The 25,035-nt window shown below is 49.1% G+C and carries 16 protein-coding genes; all 16 read right to left on the bottom strand.

From position 1 onward, the window contains the following. Positions 1-1,212: an O-antigen ligase family protein gene (locus BUB18_RS26550; RefSeq protein WP_073087004.1), complete on the bottom strand. Its 1,212-nt coding sequence runs from the start codon at positions 1,210-1,212 to the stop codon at positions 1-3. Further along, positions 1,209-2,252, bottom strand: a complete 1,044-nt coding sequence (locus BUB18_RS26545; protein ID WP_073087002.1) for an ATP-grasp domain-containing protein — start codon at positions 2,250-2,252, stop codon at positions 1,209-1,211. Before BUB18_RS26545 ends, BUB18_RS26550 begins: the two co-directional genes overlap by 4 nt. After that, on the bottom strand, positions 2,249-3,538 hold the full coding sequence (locus tag BUB18_RS26540; protein ID WP_083550843.1) for an oligosaccharide flippase family protein: 1,290 nt from the start codon (positions 3,536-3,538) through the stop codon (positions 2,249-2,251). The genes BUB18_RS26545 and BUB18_RS26540 overlap by 4 nt, the downstream gene beginning before the upstream one ends. Before the next feature lie 34 nt (positions 3,539-3,572). Beyond that, positions 3,573-4,571, bottom strand: coding sequence for an SDR family oxidoreductase (locus BUB18_RS26535; protein ID WP_073086998.1), 999 nt, complete (start codon positions 4,569-4,571; stop codon positions 3,573-3,575). 25 nt (positions 4,572-4,596) lie between these two features. Beyond that, positions 4,597-5,883 carry a nucleotide sugar dehydrogenase gene (locus BUB18_RS26530; RefSeq protein WP_073086996.1) on the bottom strand — a complete coding sequence of 429 codons (1,287 nt, stop codon included), beginning with the start codon at positions 5,881-5,883 and terminating at the stop codon, positions 4,597-4,599. 18 nt (positions 5,884-5,901) lie between these two features. Further along, positions 5,902-8,274: a GumC family protein gene (locus tag BUB18_RS26525; RefSeq protein ID WP_083550840.1), complete on the bottom strand. Its 2,373-nt coding sequence runs from the start codon at positions 8,272-8,274 to the stop codon at positions 5,902-5,904. 9 nt (positions 8,275-8,283) lie between these two features. Beyond that, on the bottom strand, positions 8,284-9,111 hold the full coding sequence (locus BUB18_RS26520; RefSeq protein WP_073086994.1) for a polysaccharide biosynthesis/export family protein: 828 nt from the start codon (positions 9,109-9,111) through the stop codon (positions 8,284-8,286). A 50-nt stretch (positions 9,112-9,161) separates the two neighbouring features. Then, a complete protein-coding gene (locus BUB18_RS26515; protein WP_073086992.1) occupies positions 9,162-11,099 on the bottom strand; it encodes a polysaccharide biosynthesis protein in 1,938 nt (645 codons plus the stop codon). 501 nt (positions 11,100-11,600) lie between these two features. Continuing rightward, on the bottom strand, positions 11,601-12,170 hold the full coding sequence (locus BUB18_RS26510) for a LutC/YkgG family protein (protein WP_073086990.1): 570 nt from the start codon (positions 12,168-12,170) through the stop codon (positions 11,601-11,603). Beyond that, a complete protein-coding gene (locus tag BUB18_RS26505) occupies positions 12,154-13,542 on the bottom strand; it encodes a lactate utilization protein B (protein ID WP_073086988.1) in 1,389 nt (462 codons plus the stop codon). Before BUB18_RS26505 ends, BUB18_RS26510 begins: the two co-directional genes overlap by 17 nt. Further along, positions 13,542-14,279, bottom strand: coding sequence for a (Fe-S)-binding protein (locus BUB18_RS26500; protein ID WP_073086986.1), 738 nt, complete (start codon positions 14,277-14,279; stop codon positions 13,542-13,544). Before BUB18_RS26500 ends, BUB18_RS26505 begins: the two co-directional genes overlap by 1 nt. Before the next feature lie 107 nt (positions 14,280-14,386). Further along, positions 14,387-16,606: a helix-turn-helix domain-containing protein gene (locus BUB18_RS30155; RefSeq protein WP_073086984.1), complete on the bottom strand. Its 2,220-nt coding sequence runs from the start codon at positions 16,604-16,606 to the stop codon at positions 14,387-14,389. 154 nt (positions 16,607-16,760) lie between these two features. Beyond that, positions 16,761-20,075 carry a family 20 glycosylhydrolase gene (locus tag BUB18_RS26490; protein WP_083550833.1) on the bottom strand — a complete coding sequence of 1,105 codons (3,315 nt, stop codon included), beginning with the start codon at positions 20,073-20,075 and terminating at the stop codon, positions 16,761-16,763. Continuing rightward, complete coding sequence (locus tag BUB18_RS26485; RefSeq protein WP_073087199.1) at positions 20,072-21,238, bottom strand: sialidase family protein; 1,167 nt, start codon at positions 21,236-21,238, stop codon at positions 20,072-20,074. Before BUB18_RS26485 ends, BUB18_RS26490 begins: the two co-directional genes overlap by 4 nt. A gap of 16 nt (positions 21,239-21,254) precedes the next feature. Then, positions 21,255-22,436, bottom strand: coding sequence for an AGE family epimerase/isomerase (locus BUB18_RS26480; RefSeq protein ID WP_073086980.1), 1,182 nt, complete (start codon positions 22,434-22,436; stop codon positions 21,255-21,257). Beyond that, entirely contained in the window at positions 22,399-25,032 is a 2,634-nt protein-coding gene (locus BUB18_RS26475) for a sodium:solute symporter family protein (protein WP_218588113.1), read from the bottom strand. The genes BUB18_RS26480 and BUB18_RS26475 overlap by 38 nt, the downstream gene beginning before the upstream one ends. Between the last annotated feature and the right edge of the window lie 3 nt (positions 25,033-25,035).

The raw sequence follows: 25,035 nt of genomic DNA, 5'->3' as shown, positions 1-25,035 counted from the left end.
TTAGTTAAGGCTCAGTGGAAAACGCTGCAGGCTTACCATGAGATCTTTCTCCTGTATTTCCTTCTCAGCGGTGATAATGATCACCAGCAACATCAGCATAATTCGTTTATCATAATAGGCTACCAGCCCTACATCCATCAGCATCAATACCATCACAAATGCTGCCAGAAACAGTCCGGTGCGGTGTTTCCAGAGCTTGTGTAAAATGGAGAAGTGAATGCTGTAATAGATAACGGGCCCGAGGAAGCCTACCCCAAAAAGCAGTTCTATGTAATTGTTATGTGCGTAAAAATGATAGTAATATTTGAAGCTGGCCGCACCGTAGCCAACGATTGGGCTGGCGGTGAACTGTTCCCATCCTTCGCGGATGAAACGCACCCTGTCCTCCGTACTACCTTCACTATCTCGACCGCCAATCGTTAAAAACAAACGGCCGATACGATCAAAAGCCGGCGCTAAATTCTCACTGATAAAATCCCCTTTCAGGAAGAAGGAGGCGACTACTACCGCGATGGCTGCAAAGGCGATGGTTTTAAAGGAGCCGAGCAGACTGCGGATATTGATCATGAGGTAGAAAAATATCAGCAGCAGACTGAAGCCAATACCTTTACGGGAGGCGGTGAGGAAGATGGTATACAAAGCCAGCAGGATGTTGACAACATGTATTCCCTTGGCTGCATTGGATTTCAGCTCATGGCGATGAAATGCCAGCAGACTCAGGAAGATAGAAAACATCAGCATGATGGACAGGTAGTTTGGATTAAGCTCCGTACCTATGAAGCGCATCATTTCCTCGTCGTGATTTTCCAGGAAGGCAAATACCGGGATACCCAGCGCAAGGGAGTAGTTGACGAACGAATAAATCAGTACCAGGGTAGTCATGGTGGAATACAGGTTATATCTCACCATAAAATAATAGAGTACAAAACTATTAGCGACCAGGATGAGCATAACGAGCGAGTGCTGCAACGTGGCATCCGGATCGGGGGACCATATGGTAGAAAGCAATGCCAGCATGGCCAGCAGGAATATCCTGTAGCCATGCACATTGGCACTGAAATTAAAGGTCCTCACACTATGGAGGTCTAGGAAGAAAGCGAAATACATGAGAATGGTAATTCCCCATCCATAGATCACCAGCCATTCCTTGTTGAGGAACAGCAGGCTCATGATGAACATGGTTACCAATATTTTTACCGGCAGTGGCTTCATGTGTACGCAGGTTTTTGTTTGGCAATCTGGCCGAGCATAGCATCAACCATAAAATGTTGCGGCACAAAAGGCCCTTCGTGCCAATTCAGGTCCATATCCCAGTAACCGGTGCATTTATCGTACACGGGCGTGGCAAAGCCATAGCTCATTTCCACGATCAGCGGCTGTTGCTGCGGATCGTAAATAAAATCAAGTGCCAGGCTTTGTGCCTGCATTTTTTCAGCGAGGTCGAGGGTGATACGCACACACCTTTCATCAAAGAGTTTGCGTTCGTAACCGATCAAACCGGAGCCGGAGGCGCGAAAATCACCTTCGCGGTTGTAACGCCTGATAGCAAAGGCTTTTCCGTTGATGGCGATAATGCGGGTATCAAAATTATTTTCCGGCATAAATTCCTGGAAGTAGAGATATCCTTTTTCGCGGCCATGCATTTTTTCATACATGGTAGGAATAAAGATTCTGCCGATGCCACGGAACAGACCGAGAAAAGCAGCACCGTTTTTATCACGCTTTAGCCGCCACACCGCATCAATGAAGCGGTTAAAACGGTCACGGGCTGCAAATCCCCGGCCAAAAGCCTTACCTGCCAGTTTCCTGGCGGCGGCTGCATCCTTTACCAGGCGCACGTTTGAAGCACCTGCGCCGCCCCTGAGTTTAAACACCTTGGGGAAGGTGGTGGTATTGATCCAATCGAGTGCCTGTGTTTTGTCATAAAAAACAAAAGAAGGAACCATAGGGGCATTTAAGGCTTCCGCCAAATATTTCTGACCTACTTTATCGTCGAAGTGCCAAACGGTTTTACTATCCGGAAACACCAGTTTGCCGGCGGCTTCCAGCGAATAGGTAAGTTGTCGCGCAAAGCGCACTGCTTTATAGTCGCCGTGATGCCAATGCCACATCAGGGCATCACAATCTTTCAGCTGTTCCATGATATCGTTGCGGTAGCAGTCTACCAGCGTATATGGTATCGCGTTATTGCGACAGTAATCGATCCATCTGTCGCTGAAAGATCCCGGTGTATGATGTATGGCTAATTTCATTTTTCTTCATTTTTATATTTCCACCACAGGCCGACGCCCATCATCCCTCTTGCCATGGCCAGGTTGATGGCCGCCCCCACGCCGGAAAACAGCATGATTAACGGGAAGGCCATCACAAAGCCTGTTATGGAAGCATATAAGGTATTTTTCATCACCAGTTTATCCGCACGTTTTACAATGAAGTAGTTGGTACCGTAGCAGTAATACATAGCCATGAAAAACACACTCACCGCCATGATACACAAAATCCAAACGGCCTCTTTGCCCTGCAGGTGAAATATTTTAGTAATAGGAATGGATAATACACAAATCCCTGCGCAGAGTGCGATACCGGCGGCCAGTATGAGTTTCTGGAACTTGCCGAAAGCACCGCTTCTGCGGTTGAGGAATGGAAAAAATACTCTCGACAGAATATTGAGTCCTGCATTGGCCGCTTCAATTAAACTTTTAGCGGCGCCATACACCCCCACTGCTGAGGTACCCGTGAGTATGCCCAGCAGGAAGGTGGTTGAGTTGTTGTAGAGATTAGGTAGAAATTGGTTGATAAAGATGCTGAAGTTGCTGCGCAACACTTCCTTTATCCTGGCATACCCGATAAAATTAAATTTCAGCTGGTAGCGTGTATGCATCAGGTATTGTGCATACAGGCCTGCGCCGATGTAGCCGAGGGCCTGAAACAGCGGGTACCAGAAGAAATCCTCCGGTTTACGGATAAACACGAATATGCAGATCGTAAAGAAAATTTTTATGCAGGCGGAAAGGATGGTAATCACTTTCATCTCTTCCACGCCCTGGAAAAACCAGTCAGGAAACAAAGCATATCCGGCCAGTGCCGGGAATGTCAGCAAAAACACCAGTTTGTTTTCTGCAAACTGCGGCACCAGTAGTACCAGCGGTAAAAACAGCAGGAATGAAAACAGGACCAGGATAGCCTTGGTAGACAATACGCGGCTATATATCAGGCTGAGTGTACGTTTGCTGTGGCGGTGTATGGCCACATCCCTGGTGGCAGTGATGTTAAAGCTGAAATCGGCAAAGCCCTGGAAGTACATCAGCAAGGAGTTTGCCAGCACGATCACGCCATATTTTTCGGCCCCGAAGATGCGGAGCACATATGGAAGCGTGATGAGGGGCAGGATCATATTCAGCCCTTGCAATACCGAGAGTGCTCCGAAGTTGCGCAGGAGTGTTTTGTGCTCTCCGGACAGCTTCTTAGGGGCATGACTGCGGTATTTCACGGCAGTGTCTGACCACTTGCGTCGTAGCTTTGATATGGTTAAGTTCATAAAAAGGTTCTCCAACCGCTACTGCGGTAAAAAATTAGATTGCGCTGCGCTGCAGGTTAGCGGCATACCAACTCACGGCCAGTTTGAGGCCATCCTGCACTGAAAATTCGGGTGTATATCCTATCAGGTTACTAGCTTTACCTATATTTGCCAGGCTGTGGCGTACATCGCCGGCACGCTCATCGCGGTGCTGCGCCTGGAGTGTAACGCCTGTCATGGCGGTGATACCTTCCCACAGTTCGTTGAGGGTGGTACGTTCGCCGAAGGCGATATTGATCACTTCGTGTTTATCCAGCTCCGGCAACAACATCGCTTTGATGTTTGCCTGTACTGCATTTTCCACGAAAGTGAAGTCACGACTGGTTTCTCCGTCACCATTGATGAAGGGCGCTTCATTTTTCAGTGCCGATTCAATAAACAACGGGATAACGGCAGCGTATGGTCCGCGCGGATTCTGGCGAGGACCAAACACATTGAAATACCGTAGTCCTATCGTGTGGAATTTATAAGTGCGGGAGAAAATATCCCCGTATAATTCATTTACATACTTCGTGATAGCGTATGGTGATAACGGTTTACCGATCTGGTCTTCCACTTTAGGCAGCCCCGGATGATCACCGTAGGTGCTGGAACTGGCGGCATACACCATTCTTTTCACCCCTGCATCTCTTGCTGCTACCAGCATATTGAGGTGGCCGGTGATATTGACATCATTGGATGTTACCGGATCATTGATAGACCTTGGTACAGAGCCCAGTGCAGCCTGATGGGATACATAATCCATACCGGCTACTGCTTCGCGGCAGGTATCCAGGTTACGAATGTCACCTTCTATCAGTTCAAATGCCGGATTGTCCAGGAAAGGACGCAGGTTATCCATGCTGCCGGTCGAGAAATTATCCAGCACGCGCACTTTGCCGGCACCGTATTTCAACAGGTATTCCACGAGGTTAGACCCAATGAAACCTGCGCCACCGGTGATGAGGAAGGAAGCGTTGCTGATCGTATTGTTATGATATTGCTTGTCGTACATTTTTTTGTTTTAAAGAGATAATAAATTAAAGACGGGCGTCTGTCAGTTCTTTCGGCAATACTCCCTTCACGTCGTACACTACTGCACGGTTCTTACAGAGCTTATTAATATTTAACTCTTTAAATTCGTTATGTGATACAGCCAGTATAACGGCATCGTAGTCGCATACGGTGTTCAGTTCCTGTGTGGACTTCCAGCCGTATTCATGTTCTACCTCCGCAGGCGTTGCCCATGGATCATATACGGTGATGTTGGTACCAAAATCCTGCAGTTCGTTGAGGATGTCTACCACTTTGGTATTGCGTACATCCGGGCAGTTCTCCTTGAAGGTGATTCCCAGCACAAGGATTTTAGCACCTTTTACCGGAATATCCTTTTTCACCATCAGTTTAATTACTTCCTGTGCTACGTAGGCGCCCATGCCATCGTTGAGGCGGCGGCCTGCCAGGATGATTTCAGGATGGTAGCCTGCTTCCTGTGCTTTTTGTGCGAGGTAGTAAGGGTCTACACCGATACAGTGACCACCTACTAATCCCGGACGGAATTTCAGGAAGTTCCATTTAGTACCGGCGGCCTGCAATACTTCGTCCGTATCGATGCCGAGGCGGTTGAAGATTTTCGCCAGTTCATTTACAAAGGCGATATTGATGTCGCGTTGTGCGTTTTCAATTACCTTGGCTGCTTCTGCCACTTTGATGGTGGTGGCTTTATGCGTGCCGGCAGTGATCACGGATTTATATAACTGGTCTACCTTTTCAGCTACTTCAGGCGTAGAGCCGGAAGTTACTTTCAGGATTTTAGATACGGTATGTTCTTTATCGCCCGGGTTGATGCGCTCCGGAGAATAGCCGGCGAAGAAGTCTTTATTGAAGGTGAGGCCGGATACTCTTTCCAGTACGGGCACACATTCATCTTCCGTAACGCCTGGATATACGGTGGATTCATACACCACGATATCTCCTTTTTTCAGCACTTTTCCTACAGTTTCACTCGCTTTGAACAGCGGGGTGAGGTCAGGGCGGTTATTCTTATCCACTGGCGTAGGCACCGTGATGATGTAATAGTTGCAGGGTGCGATACGATCCAGTTCATTGGTACAATACAAACCGGTTGGCGTGGTACAGTCAGTCAATACTTCTTTGAGTTGTTCAGAAGATACTTCCAGCGTATGATCATTTGCTGCCATGAGTTCAGCCACTCTGGCTGCGTTGATGTCAAAGCCGATCACCTTGAATTTTTTTGCAAATTCTACTGCCAGTGGTAATCCTACATAGCCCAGGCCAATTACTCCGATTTTAATATCCTGATTCATAGTGTTTTCAAAAATTTATTATTTGCTGAATACTTTTTTAAGTTTTTTCATTCCTTTGTTGTCTTCCTCTTCTATACCATAGCCGTAGCCGTAGCCATAACCGTAGGAGGTGCCTTGTTTCACATCATTGAGGATGATGTTGAGTCGCGGCATTTTATTTTGCAGGTCCCTGGTTAATTTCACCTGTTCCTTGAACGTGTACCCCTGGCGCATCAGGTAAAGCGATGCATCCGCGAGGCGTCCGAGCAGCTGGGCATCAGTCACCAGTCCTACCGGTGCGGTATCAACAATGATATAGTCAAACATTTTGCGGAGCTCTGCAAAGAGCAGGCCGGTATTTTCCATCAGCAGCAGTTCTGCCGGATTTGGAGGGATGGGTCCTGACGACATCAGCCAGCAGTTTTCGTGGATACCGGAAGGTTTCAGCACGGAGTCGAGCGCTGATTTACCGATAGCGTAGGTACTGAAGCCGGTGTGGTTGCTAAGACCCAGGTTTTCTGAAATTTTCGGTTTGCGCAGGTCCATTTCCATGAGCAGCACTCTTTTCCCTGAAAGGGCGATAACGGCTGCCAGGTTGGTGGCTACGAAGGATTTTCCTTCTCCGCTCATACTGGAGGTAAGGAGGATCACTTTCTCCTGCGGGTTTGCCATAATGAACTGCAGGTTTGTTCTCAATGCCCTGAATTGTTCTACCAGCGGGGTTCTTACGTCCTTTCTTACCACTACCAGTTCACCTTCTGTGTTATGGCCAATCTCTGCCAGTACAGGTACCGGGGTGAGTGACTGCAATTCTTCCCTGCTGCGGATACGCCTGTTGAGGAGGTCGCCCAGGTAGAAAAGTCCTGCCGGTAAGCCCATACCAAAGATAAAGGCGATCAGATAGATAAACAAACCTTTCGGTTTAAAGGGCTTAGGATCGCTTTTAGCCGCGTCTATCACTTTTGCGATAGCCAGGTTGGATGACTTGGAGATAGCCGATTCTTCGCGCTTTTTAAGCAGGTACAGGTACAGTTCCTGTTTGATAGCCTGCTGGCGGGAGTAATCGAGATATACACGTTCAGTTTTGGGTACCTTTTGAATTTGGGCATTGAGGAGGCCGGCATCCTGTTGCAGTGCTTCCATGCTCAGTTCCAGTCCTTTCCGGAAGGTGGACAGGTTGCTGAGTAAGTCGCCACGCAGGCCGGCCAGCTGACCATCAATATTACGGATCATCGGGTTACCTTCCGTATTGGCCAGCAGCAGGCGTTCACGCTCCAGCTGCAGGGTGTTATACTTTTCAACGATGCCGATGAAAGTAGGATCCTGCACCACGATGGCCGCAGGTACTACTCTTTTATTGTTCTTTTCGTCTCTTACATAGTTTTCGAGCGACTGCACCACGTTCAGCTTCACCTGGTTATCGATCAGCTGTTTGCGGGAATCGCCGGTACCGGCCACCAGTTGTTTGGCCTGTTCGCTGATATCTGCCAGCTGATTGGCTTCCTTAAAGCGCTGGATGTTCTTTTCCACGCCGGAGAGCTCACCGGTAACGATGCCGAGACGCACATCGATGAAAGCGATGGTGCTGTCGGCGATGCGGTTCTTATCATCTACACTGGCACGTTTGTACGCATCAATGAGCTTATTAAGCACCATTTCGCCTTTTTTTGGAATCTCAGACGAGAGTGTAAGGTCGATAGTACTTACCTGTTTATTCGGAATGCTGGCTTCCAGCTGGCGCTGGTAGTCGGCCACGGTTTTATCCACTGCAGCTACTTCCACGGTGTATTCGCTGTGGTCCAGTGCGTAGTCGCTGTTACGGTCCATGCGGAGCAGGCCGGCTGCTACCTGTATGGTATCGCCCCAGGCCGCATGGCGGTTCCATTGCGGCGTGCTCAGCGCAAAGCTGTCCTTACCCAATGGTTTAACGGTATAATTGGCCAGTGCCACGCTGTCTTTTAAAGTAAGCCAGTTCATGGTGAAAGGCACGTTGCCGTAAAGTTCTGTTTTCTTCAGCCTTCCTTCAATCAGGTACCTGATATTGAGGTGCTGATCTCTTACCACCTTTTCCATCAGGGAGCGGGAGGTAATAATTTCAAGCTCATTGTCGACACTGCTCTTGTTATTGAACATCTCCATCTGCTGAAGGATTTCAGCGCCTGGAATATTAGTGCCTTTGGCCTGATCTTCCACGAGGATTTTTGCATTGATCTTATAACCCGGCGAAGCGTACCGCAGATAGATGAATCCCAGTGAACAGCAAAGGATCACGCTGAGCAGGAACCAGTACCATGACCGTCCCAGCCGGTCCAGCAGTTTACGCAGATCCAATGAAGCTTCCGGCTGTGCCGAATGGCTGTTGCCATTTACCTGGTACTTTCCGTTGAATGATTGATATTTGTTCTCCTGCATGGTAAATGATTAAAAGTTAATCCTGGATGCCACTACAATCAGCAGCGACAATACAGAGGCCATAATTGAAATACGTTTTACCTGCTGCATATCTGTGGAGGCCACTTTATTTTTATTAGGTTCCACATATATCACATCTCCCTGCCGCAGATAATAGTAAGGAGAGGTAAACAGGTTGCTGTTGTTAAGATTAAAGCGAACGAATTCCTTTCTGCCATCATTTTCCCTGATGAGGAGTACGTTCTCGCGTTTACCGTAGATGGTGAGATCGCCGGCCATACCCAAAGCATCCATTAAGGTTACTTTTTCGTTTGGCATAATGTAGGACGATGGTTTGGTTACCTCTCCCAGTACAGTTACTTTGAAGTTGGCGAAGCGTACGTTTACCACCGGATCTTTATAAAAAGTGGCGGCTTTAGCCTGGATTTCATCTCTTACCGCATCGGTGGATTTACCTTTTACCATCATCTTGCCTATCATAGGGAGAGAGATGTTGCCATCCTTATCCACGAGATATCCGTTGATGTTGGTAACCGGCGTTCCAGCAGGTGCAAGACCTGGCTGTGTTTGCCCCTGCTGGTTGAGCATAGCAGTGGCATTTGGATCGAGTGTTTGAATAGTTACCTGTAAAATATCGTCCACCTGGATGGAAGGTGTTTTATAGATTGCCTGTGTGACTGCTGCATTTGGTAGTGTATCCGACAGATCCTTGAAATACGTAATGTTTTTGGGTGTACTACAGGCAAACATGCCAAAGGAGACCAGTAGCAGCAGCCAGTACAGAGATCTGTACCTGGGCTGCGTTGCATCTGTCCGTTTTTCGTTTGTTACAATCATAATCACTATTCAATTTTTATATAGGCGTTTACGTTAGTGCACGCCGTAGTTTACATCGTAATGGTCCCTTTGTCCAGCTCTTCGTAGGAAGAGTTTTTGCTGATGAATTCGGGTACCAGTTTTTTCATGCGGGCTACCGTTGGCATCAGGTAGTGCTTGCGCGCGGCCGCAATGAGGTCTTCCACTTCTTTATTTACTACTAGGAAATCATATGTACGCACTTTGGCGATCATAATTTTTTCGTGATAAGTGTGCATGGTGTTCTCTGCATTATTCAGCAACTCTTCGTAGAGCTTTTCGCCCGGGCGAAGGCCTGTATATACGATCTGTATGTCTTTACCGGGTTCTTTGCCGGCCATACGAATCATTTTACGTGCCAGCTCTGCAATTTTCATTGGCTTGCCCATATCGAACACAAAAATTTCTCCGCCCTGTCCCATAGAGCCCGCTTCCAGTACGAGCTGGCAAGCTTCAGGAATGGTCATGAAATAGCGGGTAATTTCAGGATGCGTCACCGTAAGCGGGCCGCCTTTTTCCAGCTGCTGTTTGAAACGTGGAATTACAGACCCGTTTGAACCCAGTACGTTGCCAAAACGGGTGGTGATGAAGCGGGTTGGAGGAGTGCCGTACACTGGCCCCGGCCGCTGATATTGTTCGTTGAGATAATTATTAAAGGATTGTGAGAAGATTTCAGCGATGCGTTTGGAAGCACCCATCACGTTAGTAGGGTTCACCGCCTTATCGGTAGAAACCATCACGAACTTCTCTACATTATATTCTACGGAGAGCTCTGCTACTACTTTCGTTCCCAGCACGTTGTTGATGACGGCGATGGAAGGATTTTTTTCCATCATGGGTACGTGTTTGTAGGCGGCTGCGTGGTATACCATGGCGGGCTGGTAAATGTCGAACAGCTGCTGCATACGGTTGCTGTCGCACACATTACCAATAAACGGAATGATCTGTACATTGCCGCTTTTTTCCGCCAGTTCCAGTTCGAGTTCATGCAAAGGTGATTCTGCCTTGTCGCAGAGTACGATCAGCGCCGGTTCATATTTCACCAGCTGCCTTACTATCTCACTACCAATAGAACCGGCAGCACCTGTTACCAGCACATTTTTTCCTTTCAGCTCTTCGCTGATGCGTGGGTTTCTTATTTTGATTTCCGCCCGCTCGAGCAGATCTTCAATGTGAATGTCTTTCAATTGTACACTATTATTAGCCACTCCGTCGATCCACTGACTCACGGGCACTACCTTCTGCACTTTAATATCCAGCAGCATGCATGCATCCACGAGTTCGTTTAGCCGGGAGGGTTCGATATCTTCTTCAGGAATTAACAACGTATCAATATTGGCTTGCTTCACCAGGCGATGTAATTGCCCTGACTCTGCGCCGTAAATATGCAGGCCTTCCATTGACTTTCCCGCATGTGCAGGGTTATGCGCCAAAAACGCCACCACACGTATTGCTGAGGCAGGGTCTTCCGACAATGCTTTACGCAGCAGCAGGCCGGTAGGGCCGGTATAATAAATAGCAGCGCGTACATTATTCTGCGAACGCAGCAGGGAGTAATACCTGAAGGTCCATTTTACCAGCAACCTGTACGACAGCAAAGCGAAAGTGCTGATAAAGAAATAAATCAGAATGATGGACAGTGGAAGAATGTTGAATGCAGCATATTGCGTGTATACGGCACCGATAGTATACAGTACACCACTGCTCAGTATGTTCATACCAGCGATGTGACCGATATCAGCCATACCGGTATGCCGTACAATTCCTCTGTAAGTCCGCAGGGACAATGATAACAGGAGATTCACCCCCAGCACCAACAAGGAAATATGCGCAATCGGATAAGGCGCAATGTCATTCATATCAAAATTCAGCCTGAGTAAAAAGGCGAGATTGATAGCGAGGATAGAACACCCTAAGTCCAGGATCAGAATGAGCCATGACGGGGTGATCCATGATGTTTTCCGCACCATAGGTTTCAATAATAAGATATGGTTATATAATATTCTCTCTCCGTCTAGTCCTTATACGGTCGCTGGTGGAAGGCTTTCATAGATGCCATCGAAGTATGAGTGGACTAAACAAGTTAACAAGATTGCATTCCTACGCTCGAATTTATTTTCGGTTTTCAATAGTGAATGCAAAGTAGAAAATAAAATTTGAATCTCTATCAACGAAACGGAAAATTAATATGTCTTTTATAATAATAATTTTTGCTCCTCGTCACAGTCCGCTCTGGCAGCTGTTCTAAAGTTGTGTAGCGATACATGGTCTTTCAATTTTTCTGGTTAGCAAATGCTGATGATATGGTGTAATACTATTCGAATCACTAATTCGACATGGTTTTTTTCTCAAAGCACAGAGTAGAAACAAACATTATACCAACAAATGGTTTGGGGCTAATTATTTTTGATAATATTAAACGCCACAACTGTGGCGTTTAATATTATCAAAAATAAAAGTGATATTATTGATCAAGGCGTAACCAGCACCAGTAAGCTTTTGGCGCCGTGTGCACCCAGTACGAGTGACTGTTCAATGTCTGCTGTTTTAGATGGCCCTGCAATGAAAACTCCGAAGCCGGTTTCAGGGCCTCCGATTTTTTCATAGGCCTCATGCATAGTAGCAACAATGGTTTTTCGGGAGATGATGAGTACGAGATGCTGTGTGATAAACGGCAGTGCACGCACTTTCATTTGGTGTTCGGTTAACCACACTGCACCGTTTTCGGCCACGGCGAGTTGCCCCGGAATCAAGGCTACATCTACATCTTCCAGCAGATGCGCATCTTCGTGTATCCATTCCTGTTGTATGGCTGACCTTGTATCCACCGTTCTTTTTCTTTCAGGGAGATGTTTATCCAGCGCATAGATAATATCTTCTTCAGTGACTACTTCTTCTACCACAGCACCCAATCCTTCTACTACCCGCTTGTAGTCATCGAAGCTATCAGGCATATCTGACAAGCCTTTCAGCGAAGGCAACATGGATGACTCCGGTTGATTTCTTTTTACTGCATTTAATATATTATCCCTGCTGCTCATCTTTATTATTTTTAGCGTACCATTCGGAGAAAGACATTTTCGGAGGAGCCGGCATGTCTCTCTGTTTATACCATGGATTGAAACCATTGTTAACCATTCCCGGCAAAGCCTTGAGCACCCAGCGTCCCATCTTACCGGCTACTTTAAACGTAGCAGGGGAAGACAACACAGCCGTCATTGCTTTCATGCTTACTTTTTTTCCGGTGGCTGCATATCCTTCCTGTACAATTACCTGACGCCACTTATACAACTGTGTATGTATATCGATCTTAACCGGGCAAACATTGCTACAGGAGCCACAAAGTGTGGATGCGAACGGTAAATCTGCGAAGTCTTTCATATCAAGATTCGGTGCAAGAATAGAACCGATCGGACCAGCAACAGCGGTGTGATAACTATGCCCGCCACTACGGCGATACACGGGGCAGGTATTCATACACGCACCACAACGGATACATTTCAGGCTGTTCCTGAAATCTTCACGGCCCAGCTGTCTGGAGCGACCATTATCCACCAATACAATATGCAGCTCCTGCCCTTCTCTTGGCTGGCGGAAATGGCTGCTGTAGGTGGTGATAGGCTGCCCGGTGGCGCTGCGTGCGAGTAAGCGCAGGAAAACGCCTAAGTGTTCGCGTTTGGGAATAATCTTTTCAATACCCATACAGGCGATGTGCACTTTGGCAAGATGTGCGCCCATGTCGGCATTACCTTCGTTGGTACATACTACCATTTCACCGGTTTCCGCTACCGCGAAGTTGACCCCGGTGATGGCTGCATCCGCCTGTAAAAACTCCTGGCGTAAATGCATACGTGCGGCCGCTGTCAGAAACTGCGGATCTGCATTACCGGCAGGCGTGCCCAGGTGTTCATGAAACAGATCTCCAATCTCTTCCTTCTTTTTATGAATACAGGGTAGTACGATGTGGCTGGGTGGTTCCTTTGCCAGCTGCACAATACGCTCCCCTAAGTCGGTATCGATTACATCGATGCCATGAGCTTCCAGGTGCGGATTGAGGTGGCATTCCTCTGTGAGCATGGATTTACTTTTTACCATGCGCTTTACCTGGTGCTTTTGCAGGATACCGAGCACAATGCGGTTATGTTCCGCTGCATCAGCGGCCCAGTGCACTATGGCCCCGTTAGCGATGGCCTGCTGTTCAAACTGTACGAGGTAGTCGTGCAGGTTTCCCAGTGCATGTCTTTTTATATCAGATGCGGCCTCTCTGAGCTGTTCCCAGCCGTTTACAGACCAGGCCATGCGGTCGCGTTTTTTTCTTACCCACCACAAAGTTTCATCATGCCAGTTGACGCGGGGTTCATTTTCATTGAACTTACCGGCCAGCGTGGCGTGATCAGAAGTATGACTGTTCATCAGATAGTATTGTTAAGGATTTCAGCGATATGCATTACGCGCAAGGGTTGTTTGCGGCGGTTGATAATTCCTTCCAGGTGCATGAGGCAGCTGACGTCAGTACCGGTGATCACTTCCGCATCATGCTTCACGTGATCGGCTACACGGTCAACGCCCATTTTCACGGAAACGGCTTCCTCTGCCACGCAGAAGGTGCCGCCAAAGCCGCAGCACTCATCTTTACGATCGAGGTCCACCAGCTCGAGTCCATCCACCATATTGAGCAGATGTCCGGGTTTGGAATAAGGCTGATCAACGAGTTCGCTCATCTGTGCGAGGTGCAGGCCACGCTGCCCGTGGCAGCTCTGGTGCAGGCCTACTTTATGCGGGAATCGCGCAGGCAGGGATGCTACTTTCAGAATGTCTGTGAGGAATTCCGTCAGTTCGTATACGCGCTGACGTATGTTGGTGGCGGCCGCTTCCCGTGCCGGCTCGTGCAGGTGCTCTTTGATATGAAGCACGCAGCTGCCGGAAGGTGCCACTACATAATCAAATCCATCGAAATGATCTACAAACAGGCTGTTGCAGCCATGGGTAAGATGTTCGAAACCAGAGTTGGCCATCGGCTGTCCGCAACAGGTTTGCCCTTGCGGATATACCACCTGGCAACCCAGCTTTTGTAGCAGCTGTAACGTGGCTATGCCTACCTGCGGATAGAACTGGTCTATATAGCAGGGTATAAAGAGTCCGACTTTCAAAATGCTTGATTTATAAGTTGTATGCAAATTTAGCGGGTGCAACTATAGTAAACCATGCATATTTTTACCGGTTCCTGATTTTATATTAACATTTTTGTGGTAATATTTTAATCGGCCAGGGTTTCCTCCCTTTGTTTGCGCTGTAAATAGGCTTGAACAGCCCTGATTTCAGCAAAGCTGGCAGCATCTCCCGTCCTTTCCTTGATAGGCCCGGCAGCGGTGGCGCCCAGGTCGCGGATATGGTTCATGATGAGCTTCACCGTTCCTTCCGGCACAAATTTCTCCAGCTCTAACTCTCCCGCCTCTACGCATTGGGCCAGGTGCGACTCAATCGTACTCACGGCCAGGTTACGCACTGCGGCAATTTCTGCCACGGTTTTGCCACCCAGGAACAGCTCCAGGGTACCTTTGCGGCTACTCCCCTTTTCCACCTTGCCTTTGGTTTTGGCCAGCACTTCGGCCGCTTCGGCCTTATTGCGTTTGGCGAGGTAGTCGGTGAGGCCTTTGTTAAACTGCAGGTCACCGTAGCTGCATTCCCATACCTGCGCCAGCTTGTTCCAGAAATCTGATTCCAGCGCCATCAGCTGCAGGTGGTATTTCTTGGCTTTCGCCTTTTTCACTTCTTCCATATGCTCCTGCAGGGGCACAATCATCTCTTCATATATACTTTTGGTAAAATATCCTACTGCCTTGGTGATACGCTCCGCCATCTGGTCGGTTTCACCGGTTTGGGCCACCACATCCAGCAGTTGCTTCAGCTGGTTGGTAAACTTAGCCGCTACTTCCGCCTGCTGCACGATAATGCTGGAGAGGTACCGGGTGATTTTTAAGGCAGCATCGAAATCTGGGATTTTCTTATCCTCGATCCAAACGGCGTGGGATTTAATGAGCGACTGCATCTTGTACCAGTCGAACAGCTGCATGATGGAATTGGCCTGGAACTTTTTGCGTTCCATTTCCAGCAATACCACCAATTCATTCGGCTCACTTTCGCGACGGGAGAATTCTACTACCCGTGAGTCGGTTTTAATACTGCCAAAACCAATGCGGGAGTGCAGCACCAGTCCTTCCAGGGAGGTACAGCGACTCAGCGCCACGTATACCTGGCCGGCTGCAAACGCATATCCCGCATCGATAATTGCCCTTTCAAACGTAAGCCCCTGGCTCTTGTGGATGGTGATAGCCCAGGCGAGGCGAATAGGAAACTGTGTAAAGCTGCCTATTTCTTCCTCTTCGATGCTGTTTTCATCTGCATTATAGTGATAGCGGATATTTCTCCAGGTTTCCTTTTCCAGCTTCATTTCCTCATGGGAACCGGAGAGCACCAGGGTGATCTCATCATCATCGATTTCTTTGACGGTAGCAATTTTACCGTTGTAATATCTTCTTGGCTGTGCGATATCATTTTTGAGGAACATCACCTGCGCGCCCACTTTCAGTTGCAATACCATTTCCGTAGGCAGGGCTTTATCACTGAAATCCCCTTCTATCTTGCCTTCGAAGCGATAGAGCTTACCCTCCATAGAGTTGAGGCGATAGTTGTTGATATCATCTGCCTTACGGTTATGTGTGGTGAGCACGATGTATTCGGCATCCTCACCTGTAAACTCAGGCTGGTAGTACTCGTTGAGCAGTTGCAGGTCTTCCCCTTCCACTTCGTTGTTGCGAATGCGGTTGAGTACATCGATAAACACCTGCTCATTTTGCCGGTATATTTTCTTCAGCTCAATGTAAAGCGGGGTTTCATGTTCCAGCACTTTAGCATCGAAGAAAAAAGGAGAGTTATAGTATTGTGATAACAGCGCCCATTCATCTTCCGGGATCACTGGCGGAAGCTGATACAAGTCCCCGATGAAGAGCACCTGCACGCCGCCAAATGGCTGCAGTGGCTTATTCCGGAAGTGACGGAGAATTTGATCAATGGCGTCGAGCATATCGCAGCGCACCATACTCACCTCATCGATGATGAGCAGTTCCAGCTCCTGCAACAGCGATTTCTTGTCGTTGGTGAAGCGGATGTTCCGGAACAGGGAATGCCTGTCGGTACTGCTTACACCATCGTCAGAAAATCCTCTTTTAGTGCCTGGCACATAAGGGCCGAAGGGCAGCTGAAAAAAGGAGTGCATGGTAACCCCGCCCGCATTGATGGCGGCTACACCGGTAGGTGCAACGATCACCGTATTTTTGCGGGAGTGGTCTTTTATATATTTCAGAAATGTAGTCTTTCCTGTACCTGCCTTTCCTGTCAGGAAGATGTGGCGGTTGGTCTGGTTAACAAAATCTGCCGCCAGGTGAAAGATGACATTTGTGTTGTCTGGTTGGGCCATTAATCGTCAAGTTGAAACTGCGAATATAGGGATTTCGGGGGAGACTTTTTCTTGCGAAGATTATATTAAGATCGAATTTCGGTCAGCCTTCGGCTGACCGAAATTCGAATCGGGAGAGGCCGAAGGCCTCTCCCGATTCGAACAACTTATTGGATCATTTTTGTAGCACTATTTCCATCGTACTGGCCGGCAGCTCATCCTCGTTTACCAGGTTCGCATCTGTAAAGGGCGACCAACCGTAATAAATCACGCTGGTACCAGCAGGCACGGGCAATTTTATTACGTTGCCGGAAATCATTCCGGTTAATTTATTGCCATTTTTAAGGGTAAAACCGCGTAGCGGCTGGTGGTCCGCAGTAGTAATCTGTTCTCCTTTATTAAAGGAGAGATAGGCGGTATCTCCCTGCAGTATTGCCTTTTCAGGCACAGGGCCTTTATATAAAATTCCATAGCCATATGTTCGCGCCAATGCTACGCGCGCCAGCCGCCTGCCCACGGTTTGCTTATCCGTAGGATGTACGTCTGTAGGATGGCCTACATCACTGGTTACAGCCATGCCGGAAAAGGGAATACTGTCTGAAAGCCGCAGCTGTTGCGCACGAAAAAGCGGCCAGTATGCAGACTTATACCCTTTTTCAGTACTGATGCCGGAGAGCTGACAAAAATAAAACGGCAGTTCCGGGGAATGCCACTGGGCCCGCCAATCCGCCACCATTAAGGGAAACAATTGTCCATGTTGTTGTACGCGCGGTTCACTGAGGGCATTACTCTCTCCCTGATACCAGATAATTCCTTTTACCTGCATAGCAGTAAGTGGTGCAATGGCAGCATCATACAGGAATCCGGGCTGAAAGGGATGCCGGTAGCCGGTCGCGTTGGCGGGCAAAGGTACTTTCATAGCGAGCAGCGTATCCAGGTTCTCGTGCCCCCGCTGTATACACCAGGGCTCCAATGCCGGATTGCTAAGCCAGTTGCCGCTAAACACGGCTTTCACACTGCTCTCCTTCCCTGCCGCCTCCCGTATCCAGGCCTCACAAGGGCTACCGCCCACAGCTACATTAATCAGCCCCACAGGCACGTGCAGTGTATGCTGTAACATCTCCCCGAAATAAAAACCAACTGCTGAAAACGGCCTGGCAGCAGCGATGTCCGCTACTTTCCAGCTACCCGAGTAATAGTTTGCAGGATGCAGAAAAATCGTATCACTTACCTGGTAGGGCACATTGTAGGTACTGGTATTTTTCTGGCGCTGCATCAGGCGCAGCTGTTTGTTGGGAGCCGCTTCCTTTACATGCGCCTCCTCGGCCAGTGTAAATTCCATATTGGATTGCCCGGCACATACCCATACGTCGCCCACCAGCACGTCGTAACAGCTTATCACACGTTTTCCGTCCGTCACCGACAATACTTTTGCAACCGTATCGGCTGCAAATGCAGGCAGCACAGCCATCCAGGAGCCATCCGCCTGTACTTTTGCAACCACTGACCTGTTACCAAAACGAACCCGCAAAGCAGTGCCTGGCAAGCCGGTGCCAAAAATCTGCATGGGTTTATCCCGCTGCAATACCATATGATCGGTGAAGTAGTCCGATAGCGCAAACGCAGGCTGCTGCAAGGGTACAAAGGTATACATCCACTTCACCGGATTTTGCCAATCTGCTGATTTGGCTACCGGCCGCGGCAAATACATCACCACTTCGTTGGCGCCCTTGTGGAAAGGTACCATGGCAGGCGACCGGTATTCATATCCTTCATCCGTCAGCGGAAATTCCCCTTTCCCTTTATGCCCCGCATGCTGCCACTGTGGCGGCGCCATTGGCAAGCCATTCACCGTTACGTTACTGCCTTTATTATCCCACATGCCTGCCTCCGGGGAGTCGCTGAAATAGGAGCGCGACAAATTATTAAACCCAATCCACACGGGCAGGAGGGTATCCTGGTCCGCATAAAAGCTGGCAGTAGCGGTCCATTGCAGCGTGTCAGCTCCTTCCGGCAACAGCCCCTTTACCAGTGGATGCCAGAAATGCTGTAACACTACCGTACCTCCCTGCGCAGGTAAAGTCAGGATTACTTTTCCACGTTTATCCGTCCCCGTTAGTTTCCATTTTGTTTGTTGTGGCTGATACGCAAACGGAAGGCCTTTAAAGTATAATTGCTGATGTGTGAGCAGTCTTTTTTCAAAGTCGTTAAATTCCTTCATCATAGCCGGATCATGAACGTCCAGGTTGGCTTTCCAGCCGTCCGTACCACCACCGTGCCAGCTCCGTTCCGCAAAGGCCAGCATGGCAGGATATACGGGGTTCATCGTGAGCAAATCCTTTTCAGTAGCCACCTTACGATCATGCCAGAGGCAAATAATGCCACCGAGCACATTTTGGTCCGCCTTCAACCGGTCGCCTATTCGACGTTGAAAAATAGTGGTTACACTTTCCAACGGGTCCATATGATTGAGGTACAGATGACGCGAATCCAGATAACGCGTGTTAGCAGTTGCCGGTGCATCCCGCATCCACAGCTGATGTATGGTACTGGCGGGAATATTCCCTCCCGGGTCCCAGCCAATTGTTTGCACTCCCTGCTCATTGATCATCCGGATCATCTCCGGCAGGAATGTTTTGTTGGTGATCTTCACTTCATCACCACCAATATGCAGAAATGGAAGATTAAATTCTTTGATAAACAGCGTTACAATTTGCCGCAGGTAATGCATACCACTGTCCGACTGCATATCAAACCCCATTGCACGTTTAAACGCAGCGCTGTGGCCAGGCATATCAATTTCCGGCACAAACAGGATGTGCCTGTCCGCACAATAACGGATTAGTTCATGGATATCCGCACTGGTATAATATTTCCCTTTGTTGCGGATGATGTTACTATCTGCTGTGAGCGCAGGAAATCCCGGCACCTGCCAGCGCCAGGCGATATCTTCTGTAAAATGAAACTGAAATACATTCAGTTTGTAGTCCGCCATTTTATCAATCTGCTGCTTCAGCAATGGCATGGATTGATAGTTGCGACCCACATCTACCATGTACCCTCTCCATGGGAAAGCAGGATTGTCCGTTATTTCACAGGCAGCAAACCCATCGCCCAGCAATAGCTGCCGCAAGGTGCTGCTGCCATTAAACATCCCATGATCAGTGGCGGCTGTAATAACGATTATAGCCGGCGTTACACGTAACGTGTAACCTTCACTGTTAGTAATATTCTTATTTTTCTTTAGGGAGATGCCAGTGCCGTTATCGGCAACGCCTGCCAGTAAAACAGCGTTAATTCCTTTGCCTTGCAGCCATTGCTGCAGGTACCCCGCTGTGCCTGCAAAGGTGGTATCGAAATAAATATTAACTGCCTTAGTCAGCGGGAATGCTCCCTGTTGCCACTGCAGCGTTTGGGGCTGCGGAATGAGCGCCGGTTGCTGGGCATGGAGCTTGAAAGACAGTAACAGGAGCAGCGTCATCCATCTCATTGTTTCAGATTTATTTGCTGGAAGACAATTTCACTGTAACCCTTGAATTCGTAAAGAATACCCAGGCGTTTGTTACGGAACAGTACCAGGTCGGAATAGGCGATGTAGTCGCCTTTGCGGTTATCCGTACCTGCTACCGGTATGGTTACAGGCCAGGTGGCGCCCTCGTCGTAACTCAACCGTACCGTGAGGTGATTGCGTTGCAGCGTGTCCGCCGCATTGGCAAAGGCCAGTATAGCTTTTTTCTTTTTCCAGCCTATATGCAGGATACTGCCTTCACATACCGGATCGGGCAGTCGGGCATCGTAATAAGTGCTATCCCAGCTGTGTCCACCGTTGTTACTGATACCTACGATGCGCATCCGCTTATCCCCTTTCTGGTTACGTGCATTCAGGATTAGCCGGTTATTACCCAGCTCTGCTGCGGTACTCTCGTTGGAGCCCGGCACCGGCAGCGTGGCCGCTAAATGAAATGTTTTACCATGATCATCCGTATAATAACCATGGGCGGCATAGTCTGTAAAGTCAGGCTGAGGTGCTCCTGCGGAGTGATTCGCAGCCACGTATATGCGTCCGCGATAGCGGCCCTGCGTAAATTGCAATGCGTGACCCGGCGTATTGGCGTAACTTCTCCAGTCTTCAGGGAAGTTGTACGCAGAATTTGTTTGTGGCTGCATAGGCCGGTGTACCTGCGTGGTAATATTCACCGGGGCGGACCAATGTGCACCAGCATCCGTACTGGTTATGTACCATACTTCGCGTAGTCCATTACCCTTGCGGACTTCCCCTTCATGATTGTTGCCCGTGTTGTAAAACAGGAAGATCCTGCCTTTGGGATACTGGGGATCAGTGAGGTCCACTACCGGGGCCGGGTTGCCGGCCTGGAGGTGGTCGTAATCCACTACCACCTGTAGCGGCGACCAGCTCTTTCCATTGTCTGTACTCGTTTTCAGCACGAGGTTAATATCTCCGAAATCACCTGCATTATGTACCCTTCCTTCTGCGAAAGCCAGCAGCTGACCGCCCGGCAAACTAACGATAGCGGGTATACGAAAACTTTTGTATCCTTCGGCGCCGCTTTTAAAAACGGTGACGGGCGACTGCGCTCCTGCTGCCAGGCAGCAGCACAACAATATGGTCGTGAGTATTTTTTTCCTGTTCATGTTCCAAATAAGCATTTTACTGAATAATATTTTGCAGCAACAGTGCGCAATACCACTCCTGGCGTGGCAGGTGGAAAGGCCCTTTGAATAAGTTCCCTTTCAGGGTAACGCTTACACGGCCATCACGGTGCAGATAGCCGTACCATTCGCCGTTTTCCGCATCGTGAAAATGCTGATAGGCGTAATGATGGATCTTTGCGTGCCAGTCCGCATATTTTTCATTGCCCGTGATCACATAGGCCAGCAAGGTAGCAATTATTGCTTCATTTTGCGGCCACCAAAATTTCATATCCTGCCAGTATTCCTGTACCGGCTTGCCATACACATCCCTGAAATAGAGGATGCCGCCATATTGCTCATCCCAACCCCGCTCCCACATATAGTCCAGCATGCGGCAGCCCAGCCTGATCAGCGCCGGATCATTGTTGCGATGCCGGGCTTCATGCAAAATAAACCAGGCACCTTCAATGGCGTGACCGGGATTGAGGGTGCGCCCATCGAAATGATCAATGATACTGCCATCCGGCGCCACCTGTTCCATTACGCAACGGATATCGTCTTTCACAAAATCACGTTCAATTTCACTGATCCATTGGCTGATATAATCATCACAGCGCGGGTCCCCGATAGTGTCCCGCAGTTGCTGCGCGGTATTAATCAGGATCATGGGCACTCCAATACCTTTTGCCGGGCGCTCGTTAGTAAACTTCGGTTCCAGCAAACCAGATGTGGTGGCGTACCGGATACATTTCCCGAACAGCTCCCGGGCCTTGTTGGCCATGGCGGCATCCCCGCTGGCTTTGGCATAGGCTGCCAGTGCAATCACGGCAAAGGTTTCGGAGAAAAAGTAACGGCGCTTACGGATAGGCCTGCCATCACGGGTAACGTGAAAGAACATACGCCCGTCCGTATCAAAGCAGTGTTGCAGTAAAAAATCAATGCCGGCTTTTGCACCGTCCAGCCACTCCTGCTTTGGTGCTACCGTGTTGTACAAAGTAGCCAGCAGCCAGGCGGCGCGGCCCTGAATCCATACGGCCTTGTCATCATCCAGGAGTTCGCCCTGTTCATCGCGCATGAGCAGGTAGCCTCCATATTCCTGGTCGATAGACCGTGGAAACCAGAATGGGATAGTATCTCCCAATAACTGATTTTTATAAAACTCATACAGCCCTTGCAACTGTTCTTTGGTATATGCCATTTGTATTTTTTTTATCCGGAAAACTGAAAAGCAATCCTGCCAGCACGCAGGAAACCAGGCCTGTAAAGGCGTACATCAGCAGGTGCATGTGGGTAAACTGTAACAAACCTACCTGCACCAATGCACTTACCACAAAACCAATGATGGCTCCTTTGGCAGTAGTGCGCTTGAAAAAGATACCCAGCAGGAAAAGTCCACCTACAGAGCCGGTAAACAGCCCCATGATGAGGTTGAACTCATCCCACAGCGAGGTGGCACCCCATGAAGCCATCATCCATGCTACCAGCGTGCCAAACAGCCCTACAATGAGTGTTATTATACGCGCCGTTTTCAGGTAATATTTATCCGTTTTGCCGGGTAACTGACGTCTGAAAAAATCATTCACCACCACCGTTGCCACACCATTTACGGAACCGTTTAAACTCCCCATGGCGGCAGCAAAAATGGCGGTAATCACCAGTCCTGCTATGCCTTTAGGCAGCTGTGTAACAATGTACCAGGGGAAAATAGTATCCTGGTTGTTGAGCGCAATATTTACATCCGCCGGATGATCACGGTAAAACAGGAAAAGCAGTGTGCCAATGGCGAAGAAGATGATGGTAGACGGCAACGTAAGCCAGGCGCCGAGTTGCAGACTCTTCACCGCTGTTTTTTCATCGGTGGTGGTCAGGTACCGTTGCACCACTGTTTGGTCACAGCCGTACTGGATCAGGTTCAGGGCGAAACCGCCGATCACCACTACCCAGAAAGTGCTACTGCTAAAGTCGAACCGGAGATCAAGGATTTTTAATTTCTGGTAAGATGCCAGTGTATCCATGCTTTGCGCCCACGGGTGATCCAGGTACATCGGGATCAGCACCAGCGCCAGCAAAGCGCCCGTGAGCAGGATGATCACCTGTACCACTTCCGTCCATATCACCGCTTCAATGCCGCCGAGCACTGTATAAAACAAACTCACCAGGCCCATTACCACGATACTGGTGCGTACATCTATCCCCGTTACCACGCTGAGGGCTATACTGGGTAATAAGATGACGATGCCCATACGGCCCAGCTGCAGCAGGATATACATCATGGCAGCGATGCCACGCACGCCGTAATTAAAGCGGTTTTCCAGGAACTCGTAACTGGAAGTCACACCCAGCCTGCGATAGAAAGGAATGAAATAACGCACCACCAACGGCATGATCATGATAATGGTCATCAGCAGGAAAAAGTAGGTCCAGTCGGTCGCATATGTTTTAGCAGGAATGCCGACAAAAGTAATAGCGCTGAGCTTGGCCCCGAATATGCTTAAACCCGTGGCCCATCCTGGGATTTTCTGTCCTCCTTTGAAATAATCCGCCGTGCTGTTTTGTTTTAAACTCGTCCAGATGCCAATGCCCAGCATCAGTACAAAATAAGCTGCCAACAGGAGGTAGTCCAGCGTAGAAAAAAAGGAGGGTTTACTCACCACTCCCCTGTAAACCGCTATGGTACGGGTGCCGGGCTTTATTTCTCCGGAAGAAATGATGATATCATCGTTCCATTTCACGGCAGTGGTGGTAACGGCTGTCGGAAAGGAGAGCTCACTGAGTTTGGTCCATACATCCGTAGCGGTGTTGTACAGCAGTATATTTTTATTAAAGCCGGGGTGACTATGTAACAGCGCCAGCTTTTCCTGTGTGATCTTTTCTTTTTCTTCCGTGTTGGCTGCTGCTTTGATAGCGGCATTCAGGCTTTCGATGCGGTGGAATAGTTCCCCGTCGTCACCGCCGGTGAGCAGGATATAGGTGCTGCCGTAAGGCACGGCCGTTCCGGCGGACCAGTTCATCCTACTTTTTCCGTCACTGATATGGCTGCCATCCGTCCATTTGCCGGATTTCGGGGTATAACGGTATACTGCTCCGCTCAGCGTGCTGATACCTGTAGCGGTGGCGGCTCTACCGCCAATGGCGTATAGGCATGGGTATTCACCGTTTGATTGTGTTACCAGTTGGAGATGTGACCGCACCGATGGCAATGGGGCCACGGGTATCCATGTTGGTTTTGCCGCAGCCATGTCCATCATCCATACGGCAGCTGTAGGGCCGGCGGCGGTTTCACCGCCGGCTACATACACCTGGGTGCCCAACACCGCAGCAGCGGCATTGGCGGTAGGCACCGGTAAATCGGGATATGGCAGCAGCTGTACATCATTGTTCCATTGCAGCAGATATACGGTGGCTGTGAGTCCGGCAATTGTTTCGCCGCCTATGCACAGCACGCCCTGTGGCAGCGTAACGCTGGCGCCGTAGGCCACAGGTTCCGGCAGGTAGTGCGCTTTAGCCGCATTCCAGGAGAATTGATTGTTTTCTCTTGCCAGCACATAAATTTCGCGGTGATATACTTTTTTACCACCTTCCCAGGGCATCGCCTCCGGGAAATTAGCGCCGCCTGCTACCAGCAAATGATTGCCCGCAATGCCTGCAAAGGCGCCTGCAACACCAGGTTGCAGGGCCCTGCCTTCGGCAACAGGAAGTACCGCAGCTTCTGACCAGGAGATGCGGTTTACATCCTGTTGCTGCGCCTGCGCTTTCATTCCCCAAAACATAATCAATAGCAATAAAACTCTCACGAA

This window comes from Chitinophaga jiangningensis (genome assembly GCF_900142605.1).
Lineage (GTDB): Bacteria > Bacteroidota > Bacteroidia > Chitinophagales > Chitinophagaceae > Chitinophaga > Chitinophaga jiangningensis.
The sequence above is the reverse complement of the archived record's forward strand: the minus strand, read 5'-3'. Positions and strand labels throughout refer to the sequence as shown.